Here is a 2,711-nt window from a genome sequence, read left to right as displayed (position 1 = left end):
GTTCGTGGTCACGCGGGCTCCCGCGGGTCGGCCGGTGCGCCCGGGGTCAGCCGCGGGTGCCGTGCTGGACGATCAGCGGCCGGCCGGCGGGCTGCGCCACCCGCTCGCGCGCCGTCCGGGCCGCCGCCACGAGGTGCTCCAGCGACGCCCTCGTCTCCTCGTAGCCGCGGGTCTTCAGGCCGCAGTCCGGGTTGACCCACAGGGTCCGCGCCGGGACGTGCTCGAGGGCCCGCTCGAGCAGCTGCTCGATCTCCTCCTGGGAGGGCACGCGCGGGGAGTGGATGTCCCACACGCCCGGCCCGATGCCCCGGGAGAAGCCGGCGGCCTCGAGGTCGGTCAGCACCTCCATCCGGGACCGGGCCGCCTCGATGCTCGTGACGTCGGCGTCCAGGCCGTCGATCGCCCCCACCACCTCGCCGAACTCCGAGTAGCACAGGTGGGTGTGGATCTGGGTCTCGTCCCGCACCCCCGAGGTGGCCAGGCGGAACGCGTCCACCGACCAGCCGAGGTAGGCGGGCTGGTCCGCGCGGCGCAGCGGCAGCAGCTCCCGCAGCGCCGGCTCGTCCACCTGGATGATCCCGATCCCGGCGGCCTCGAGGTCCGCGACCTCGTCCCGCAGCGCGAGCGCCACCTGGTTCGCCGTCTCGCCGAGCGGCTGGTCGTCGCGCACGAAGGACCACGCGAGGATCGTCACCGGGCCAGTCAGCATGCCCTTGACCGGCTTGTCGGTGAGGGACTGGGCGTGGCCGATCCACGGCACCGTGAACGCCTCGCCGCGCAGGCCCGGACCCTCCCGGCTGACGTCGCCCCACAGGATCGACGGGCGGGTGCAGCGGGAGCCGTAGGACTGGACCCAGCCGTGGACGGTGGTCGCGAAGCCGTCGAGGTGCTCGGCGAAGTACTGGACCATGTCGTTGCGCTCCGGCTCGCCGTGCACCAGCACGTCCAGGCCCAGCTCCTCCTGCAGCCGCACGACCCGCTCGATCTCCTCCCGCAGGAAGGCGTCGTACTGCGCGTCCGTCAGGGCGCCGGCGCGGTGCCGGGCGCGGGTGGCGCGGACCTCCGCGGTCTGGGGGAAGGATCCGATCGTGGTGGTGGGCAGCGGGGGCAGGGGGCCGGAGGCCGTGAAGGCCCGGCCGTCCTGGGCGCTCCGGCGGACCTCCGCGGCAGACCGTCCGATGTCCGCGGCGGTCAGCGACCCGGCGCGCTCGCGCACGGCCGCGTCCCGGACCCCTGCGGCGTCCTGCCGGGTGCGGCGGGCCTCGGCGGCCTCGGCCAGCTCCGGCGCGACCGCCTCCGTCCCGGCGGCGAGACCGCGGGCCAGGGTGACGATCTCGCCGACCTTCTGGTCGGCGAAGGCGAGCCAGCTCCGCAGCTGCGGGTCCAGCCGGGTCTCCTCGGCCACGTCGTGCGGGACGTGGAACAGGGACGTGGAGGAGGCCACGGACACCTGGGCGCCCCCGCGGGCCAGCTCCGCGAGCTGGTCGAGCCGGCCGGCCAGGTCGGCCCGCCACACGTTGTGCCCGTCCACGGCGCCGGCCACGAGCACGGCGGAGTCCTCGCCCCGGAAGAGCTCCAGCTCCTCGGCGGTGGGGGCGGCGCCCTTGACGAGGTCGAGGTGCAGGGCCTCCACCCCGGAGCAGGCCAGCGGGTGCAGCAGCGGCCCGGGGGAGCCGTAGGACGTGGTGACGAACAGCTGCGGGCGCCCGGTCACGGCGGTCAGGCCCGTGTAGGCGTCCCACACGGACGAGGCGAGCTGCTCGGCGGGGACGTCCTGGTCCGCCACGAGGGCCGGCTCCTCCAGCTGCACCCAGTCCGCGCCGGCGGCGGCGAGCTCCTGGAGCAGCCGCGCGTATACGGGCAGCAGCTCGGGGAGCCGCTGCAGCGGGTCGAAGCCCGCGGGGGCGTCGTCGTCGGCCTTGGCGAGGAGGAGGAAGGACACCGGGCCCACGAGGACCGGGCGGACGGTGAAGCCGTGCGCGGCGGCGCGGCGGACGTCGGCCACGAGCCGGTCGGCGGTGGCGCGGAGCGGGGTCTCCGGGCCGATCTCGGGCACGAGGTAGTGGTAGTTGGTGTCGAACCACTTGGTCAGCTCGAGGGGAGCGCGCCCGGCGTCGCCGCGGGCCAGCACGAAGCTCGCGTCGAGGCCGAGCCGGCCCTCGGCATCGGCGAGGTCGGCGAAGCGGGTCGGCACCGCCCCGAGGGCCACGGTGGTGTCCAGGACCTGGTCGTAGAGGGGGAACGCCGCGGGCAGGGACGAGTCCCGGGCGCCGAGGCCCAGCTCCACGAGCCGGCGGTGGGTCGCCAGCTGCAGGTCGGCGGCCGCCGACTCGAGCTCCTCGCGGGTCGAGCGCCCGGCCCAGTAGGCCTCCAGGGCCTTCTTCAGCTCGCGGCGGCGGCCGATCCGGGGGTAGCCGGTGATGGTGGCGGCGGGGAACGGGACAGTGGTCATGGTGGTCTCCTGAAGAGGTGTCGAGGGGTTGTGCGGAACGGTGGGTGGGCGCGTGCTCAGGCGGGGAGCAGGAGGTCCTCGAGCGCGACGGGCACGTGCGGGACGCGCGGGAGGTCCACGTGCTCCAGCAGGTCGAGCGCGGCCCGGTGCTCGTTGAAGGTGTAGAGGTGCAGCCCGGGGGCGCCGGCGTCCAGGGCGGCGCGGGCCAGCCGCGCCGCGAAGGCCACGCCGGCGCGGTGCCGCTCGGCAGGACCGGGCG

General features: G+C 75.8%; 1 protein-coding gene and 1 pseudogene. Both read right to left on the bottom strand.

Features of this window, described 5'->3' with window-relative positions:
• Positions 1-46: 46 nt before the first annotated feature.
• The gene (gene metE, locus CRM73_RS18805) at positions 47-2,452 is read right to left on the bottom strand and encodes a 5-methyltetrahydropteroyltriglutamate--homocysteine S-methyltransferase (RefSeq protein WP_229588745.1); all 2,406 of its coding nucleotides are present in this window, start codon (positions 2,450-2,452) and stop codon (positions 47-49) included.
• Positions 2,453-2,508: 56 nt separating this feature from the next.
• A pseudogene (locus CRM73_RS18800) lies at positions 2,509-2,711 on the bottom strand (5,10-methylenetetrahydrofolate reductase); the annotation flags it as partial.

The organism is Kocuria sp. CCUG 69068, from assembly GCF_020833785.1.
Taxonomy (GTDB): domain Bacteria; phylum Actinomycetota; class Actinomycetes; order Actinomycetales; family Micrococcaceae; genus Kocuria; species Kocuria rosea.
Note: the sequence above shows the minus strand (reverse complement) of the source record. Positions and strands in the feature narration are given on the sequence as shown.